Consider the following 5,927-nt stretch of genomic DNA (forward strand, 5'->3'; position numbering starts at 1 on the left):
GGCGACGGCGAGCCCGACGCGGGCTCGAGCCCGGCGACGACGGCCCCGCCGACGACCGCGCCGACCGTGCCGCTGGCCGAGGTCGACACGCTGACGACCGCCGTGCGCCGCGACGCCTTCTGCGACGCGGTCGCGCCCGACGCGGTCGAGGCGGCGCTGGGCGGCCCGTCGACCGAGTCGACGTCCTACGCCGACGGCCAGAACGCACGGGTGGTCGGCCGGGTCCAGGACATCGCGCACGAGTTCGCCTGCGCGTGGACGACCGACACGGCGGCCGCCCGGGCCTGGGTCTTCGCCCCACCCGTCACCCCCCGCGTCGCCGCCGGCCTGGTCGAGGACGCCAAGGCCGAGCAGGGCTGCCGCGCCGATACCGCATCACCGGCCTTCGGCAAGCCGTCCATCGCGCTCGTCTGCCGCACCGCCCGCGGCGTCCAGGCCTCCTACCGCGGCCTCTTCGGCGACGCCTGGCTCACCTGCACCGTCGCCGGACCGGTCGACCGCGACGAGGCGGCCGAACGCGCCGACCGCTGGTGCGTCGCCGTGCTCGACGCGGTCGCTTCCTAGCGCGACTCCCAGCGCGACCCGACCGCACCACACGGAGGTCGGGGAGGCCTCAGCCCGACCGCACCACACGGTGGTCGAGGAGGTTGCGCCAGCAACCGTCACGAGACCCCCAGCCGCACTGGCCTGTGGAAACGACCACGAGTCGTCCACAGCCCAGGTCGATGTCGAGGTTGTCCACAACCCCAGTCCTTGAGCCGGCTCCCGGTCGGCGTTCGGTGGTCGGATCGGTCCATGACCCAGCACACCGCCACCCCACGATCGGACCACCCGATCGAGGCGTTCCTGTGCACCGTCCTCGACGAGTTGAAGGGTCTCGCCGACGTCGCGGCGTGGTCGATGGACGAGGCCACCACCGACCGCGTCGTGGTCCTGGCCGCGAAGGTCGCCGCCGGGGTGGCCGAGGTCGAGGCCCGCGTCGTCGGCCACGCGGGGGCCCTGGACCGCCCCGGCACCGCCCGGTGCCGCATCCTGAAGACGTGGCTGCGGCTGACGACCAACGTCACCGGCCGTACGGCGTCGGCGAAGGTCAAGCTCGCGGCTGCGCTCGGGTCGTGGGAGCCGACCCGGTCGGCGAACGCCCGCGGTGACCTGCACGCCGAGCAGGCCCAGGCCATCGCCGACAAGATCGCCCTGCTCGATGAGCACGACACCGCCCACGACAAGCAGAGGGCCGCGGCGTTCCTGCTCGCCGAGGCCGCCGACCACGACGCTGACGCGTTGGCCAACCTGGGCCACGAGATCTACCAGCGCCTCGACCCCGAAGGCGCCGATGCCCGCGAAGCCGCAGCGTTGCAGCGCCAAGAAGCCCGAGCCCGCAAGAAGACCCGGTTCTCGATGGGCGACGACGGCCACGGGATGACCCACGGCCGGTTCTCCATTCCCAGCCTCTACGGCGACATGCTCCGCAAGGCCCTCACCGCGCTGGCCGCGCCGAAGCACGTCCGAGCCGAGCACGGGGCGGGCTCTTACGACTGGAAGACCCCCACGGCCGAGAGGATGGGGCGCAGGCGTTCTGCGACTACCTCGCCCGCTCCCGCCAAGCTCCTGCCCAAGCTCGGCGGACTCGACGCCACCGTCATCGCCATCGGCGACGCCGACCTCCTCCAAGGCACGATCAAGGCCGCCAGTCTCGACACCGGCACCAGGATCAGCCACACCGCATACCTACGCCTGGCCTGCGAGGCCGGGATCGTCCCGATGTGGATGAACGCCGACGGCGAGGTCCTCTCCGTCGGACGCAGGTACCGACTCCACACCCCCACGCAGCGCCTGGTCTTGATCGTGGAGCGCAAGCACTGCGAGCACCCCGGCTGCCACGTCCCGGGCTGGCTCTGCCACGTCCACCACCGCATCCCCTGGTCCCAAGGAGGCACCACCGACACCAAGACCGCCATGCTCCTGTGCCCGTTCCACCACCACCAGGCCCACGCAACCGGCGAGACCTACCCGATGCGGACGTGACGAGCGGGCGGCGGGTCTCAGTCCTCGGGGAGCGCGGCGAACGCCTTCTTGGTGTCGTTGTACCAACCCAGGGACTTCTTGGGGTGCCGCCAGCGGCCCTTCATGGCGTCGCGGGCCTCCTGGTGCGAGGCATCGCCGGCCTTGACGGCCTCCTTGAGGTGCTTGTCCTGGGCGTTGATGACGTCGTCGGCGCTCTCGCCGTGGTGCTCGAGGTCGCAGGGACCGCCGAGGTCCTGGCAGGTCATGGTCTTCATGGTGCTCCTCCTGAGGGGGTGGGGGTCTGGTGTGCTGACGATCGGGACGGGCCGGGTGTGACCGGACTGCCCGGCCAGGCGGTTCAGTCGCGGACGTCGCCGCCGTCGCGGCGGACGACCTGGGCGAGCACGTCCGGCGCGGCGCGGAAGGTGATGGCGCGCACGACGCCGTCGCCGACGGTGAAGTCGAAGACGACCTTGGCCTGGCCGAGGTGGAACCACGCGGTGCCGGGCCGGTCGCCGACGAAGACCGGCAGGGCGGCCTGGGCGCTGCCGTTGAAGAAGGTCGCGACCTCGTCGCGGCCGTCGATGCGGGGCGGGGTACCGACGAGGATCGCGGCGTCGTCCGCCGTCACGGCGGCATCGGGGGCGAGCAGCCGGAGCAGCCGGTCGAACTCGCCGTTCTTGGCCGCCGCCATGAAGGCGTCGACCACCTCCCAGTCGGCGAGCCGGTCCTCGGGGTGGGGCTGGGCGACCTTGGCCCGGGCCCGGGAGGCGAGCTTGCGCGCGGCCACGGGGGTGGTGTCGAGGACGGCCGCGATCGTCGGGAACTCGAAGCCGAAGCTGTCGTGCAGCACGAACGCGACCCGCTCGCGGGGTGAGAGCCGGTCGAGCACGACGCTGAGGGCGATGCCGACGGTGTCGGCGAGCGCGACGTCGTCGGCCGGGTCGTCGACCTGGTCGTCGGGCGCGAGGTCCCCGAGGTCGTCCACGGGCACCGGGGTGCGGGAGCGCAGCCGGTCGAGGCACAGCCGCGTGGTCACGGTCGTGAGCCAGGCGGGCAGGCTCTCGATCTCGGCGTCGGTCCGGTGCAGCCTGAGCCACGCCTGCTGCACGATGTCCTCGGCCTCGGCGTGGTCGCCGAGCACGCGGCTCGCGATCCCCACCAGACGAGGCCGCTCGGCCTCGAACATCTCGGTCTGGTCCACGGTGGTCACCCTTCCATCTCTGCTCGGTCACTCCCCTGACGAACGAGCCGGACCGGGTGTGACCGTCAGCGGCCGCCGACCACCCACCAGGCGGCGTAGGGCGGCAGCCACAGCTGCCCGTCGGGTCCGGCGGTCAGCACGTGGTCGCCGATCGCCTCGTGCGGGCGGTCGAGCCCGAGGTCGTGGAGCCGACCGATCGGGAACGGCCGGGACTCGCCGGTCACGTTGTAGAGCCCGACGAACGGCCCGCTCGGGTGGCGTCGTACGACGGCCAGCACGCCGTCGTCGGAGTCGGGCAGCACCGACACCGGACCCGACGCGTGCAGCTGGGGCAGGCCGGCGCGGACCTTCATCAGGTGCGCCAGCCCGGCGAAGACCCGTGCCTGGTCGCTGTCGGGCACCTGGCGCCGCAGGACGTCGGCGTCGGTGACCCGCGGGCGGTGCGCCCAGCGGTTGTCGTCGGCGTGACCCGGTTCGTCCGCCCAGGCGGGGTCGTTGAGCAGCCCGAGCTCGTCACCGCTCCAGATGACAGGTACGCCGCCCCAGCCGGCCACGACCGCGTGGGCGACGAACAACCGTGCAAATGCCCCGTCGGGGTCACGCCGTTCGGGCCCCAGGCCCGCGAGGGACGCGGCGGTGCCGCTGATCCGGCGGTCACCGGTCGCGGGGTTGTGCTGGAAGACGAGGCCCTCGGCCCACGAGCCCGTGAAGTCGCCGGCGTACCAGTCGGCGAGGAAGTGGCGGTGGCCCGGCCCGGTGACGCCCACGGCCGCGGCGTCGCCGTCGTCGATCGCCCAGCCGATGTCGTCGTGGCAGCGCAGGTAGGTGATCCAGGTCCCGTCGGGCGGGGTGGTCGGCAGGGCGCCGAGCGCCTGCTTGGCCAACCGGGTGTCACCGGTGGCGAGCATCGACCAGACCTGGACCATGAGGCTGTTGTGGTACGCGAGGTCGCTGACCCGGGCGGTGTGCGCGCCGACGCCGAGGTAGGGCACCAGCTCGCGCGGACCGACGATCGCCTCGGCCTTGAAGAGCGTGGCGGGCGCGGCCATCCGGGCGACCGCACGCAGCGCCTGGGTGATCGCGTGGACCTCGGGCTGGTTCTGGCAGGCGGTGCCCATCCGCTTCCACAGGAACGCGATCGCGTCGAGCCGCAGCACCTCGACGCCGAGGTTGGCCAGGTCGACGACGATCTGCGCGAACTCGGCCAGCACCGCCGGGTTGGCCCAGTCGAGGTCCCATTGCCACTCGTTGAACGTCGTCCACACCCAGGCGTCGAGCTCGGGTTCGTGGGTGAAGCTGCCGGGCGCGAAGTCGGGGAAGACCTCGGGCAGCGTCTCCTCGTAGCGGTCGGGCAGGTCGCGGTCGGCGAAGACGTGGAAGTAGCCGCGGTAGGCCGCGTCGCCGGACCGGGCCGCCGCGGCCCAGGCGTGCTCGCGGGCGACGTGGTTGAGCACCAGGTCGACGACCAGGCTGATGCCCTCGCCGCGCAGGGTGGTGGCCAGGTCGCGCAGGTCGTCAACCGTACCGAGGTCGGGACGCACCGCGCGGTAGTCGGCGACGGCGTAGCCGCCGTCGTTGTCGCCCTCGCGCGGCATCAGCAGAGGCATCAGGTGGAGGTAGGTGACACCGAGCTCGCGCAGGTGGTCCAGCCGGCCGGCGATCCCGGCGAGCGTGCCGTCTGGCGAGAACCGCTCGGTGTAGCAGGCGTAGCCGACCATCCCCGGCTGCTGGATCCAGTCGGGCTGCAACAGCCGCCGCTCGTCGAGCCGCTGCAGGTCGCGCGGCCGGTCGGCGTAGCCGCGCGCCGCGACCTCGACGAGGCGCTGTGCGACCCGCTCGGGGTCGTCGTACGCCGCCGCGACGCCGGCCACCAGGTCGGGCCACCAGCGCTCGAGGCGCAGCAGGAAGGTCTCGCGCCGGCGGCGCTTGAGCCCGGACAGGGCGGCCTCGGCCGCGGAGACGACCTGCGTGGGGACGGTCACCCGGTATGTCTACACCGAGCGGGTGGGCGCCGGGTCAGCCGGACCGACGACCACACCAGCAGGACGGCGCCCCGACCCGCGCACGACCGGGCTACAGGGCGCACGGAGCGGAGTGGTGGGCCGCCGCGCCGGTCAGGCCCGCCGGACCAGGCAGGCGGCAGCTCTACGAGAGTGGCGCGGGTCTGCGGCGCGAGCCCACCAGGGAGCGACCAGACGGTCTAGTTCTCTTCTGCGCGCTCGCTGCCGCGGCGCCAGCGGATGCCGGCCTCGAGGAAGCCGTCGAGGGCACCGTCGAAGACCGTGGAGGGGTTGCCCTCCTCGTAGCCGGTCCGGAGGTCCTTGACGATCTGGTAGGGGTTGAGCACGTAGTTGCGCATCTGGTCGCCCCAGCTGGCCTGGACGTCGCCGCGCATCGAGTCGAGGTGGGCCTTCTCCTCGGCCTTCTTGCGCGCGAGGAGCTTGGCCTTGAGCACGACCATGGCGCTGGCCTTGTTCTGCAGCTGGCTCTTCTCGTTCTGGCAGCTCACGACGGTGCCGGTCGGAATGTGGGTCAACCGGACGGCGGAGTCGGTGGTGTTGACCGACTGGCCGCCGGGACCGCCGGAGCGGTAGACATCGGTGCGGATGTCCTCGTCGGGGATGTCGATCTCGTCGGTCTGCTCGAGCACCGGGACGACCTCGACGGCGGCGAACGACGTCTGGCGGCGGCCCTGGTTGTCGAAGGGGCTGATGCGCAC

At 72.6% G+C, this 5,927-nt stretch carries 6 protein-coding genes; 2 read left to right on the plus strand and 4 right to left on the minus strand.

The window, feature by feature from the left end; translation table 11 throughout:
* Both Q7T52_RS02425 and Q7T52_RS02430 read left to right on the plus strand, forming a co-directional pair.
* Nucleotides 1–564, plus strand: a 564-nt coding sequence (locus Q7T52_RS02425) for a hypothetical protein (RefSeq protein ID WP_304799144.1), incomplete at its 5' end; no start/stop codon positions are given.
* 231 nt (nt 565–795) lie between these two features.
* Nucleotides 796–2,025, plus strand: coding sequence for an HNH endonuclease signature motif containing protein (locus Q7T52_RS02430; protein WP_304799145.1), 1,230 nt, complete (start codon nt 796–798; stop codon nt 2,023–2,025).
* A gap of 17 nt (nt 2,026–2,042) precedes the next feature.
* Here Q7T52_RS02430 and Q7T52_RS02435 read toward each other — a convergent pair whose 3' ends face one another.
* The 4 genes from Q7T52_RS02435 to Q7T52_RS02450 form a co-directional block, all read right to left on the minus strand.
* On the minus strand, nt 2,043–2,279 hold the full coding sequence (locus Q7T52_RS02435; protein WP_304799146.1) for a DUF1059 domain-containing protein: 237 nt from the start codon (nt 2,277–2,279) through the stop codon (nt 2,043–2,045).
* Nucleotides 2,280–2,362: 83 nt separating this feature from the next.
* Complete coding sequence (locus tag Q7T52_RS02440) at nt 2,363–3,208, minus strand: sigma-70 family RNA polymerase sigma factor (RefSeq protein ID WP_304799147.1); 846 nt, start codon at nt 3,206–3,208, stop codon at nt 2,363–2,365.
* A gap of 65 nt (nt 3,209–3,273) precedes the next feature.
* Nucleotides 3,274–4,926: an alpha-amylase family glycosyl hydrolase gene (locus Q7T52_RS02445; protein ID WP_370692277.1), complete on the minus strand. Its 1,653-nt coding sequence runs from the start codon at nt 4,924–4,926 to the stop codon at nt 3,274–3,276.
* A gap of 482 nt (nt 4,927–5,408) precedes the next feature.
* The coding region (locus tag Q7T52_RS02450; RefSeq protein ID WP_304799150.1) for a peptide chain release factor-like protein at nt 5,409–5,927 on the minus strand (519 nt) is incomplete at its 5' end.

The organism is Nocardioides sp. (assembly GCF_030655615.1).
GTDB lineage: Bacteria > Actinomycetota > Actinomycetes > Propionibacteriales > Nocardioidaceae > Nocardioides.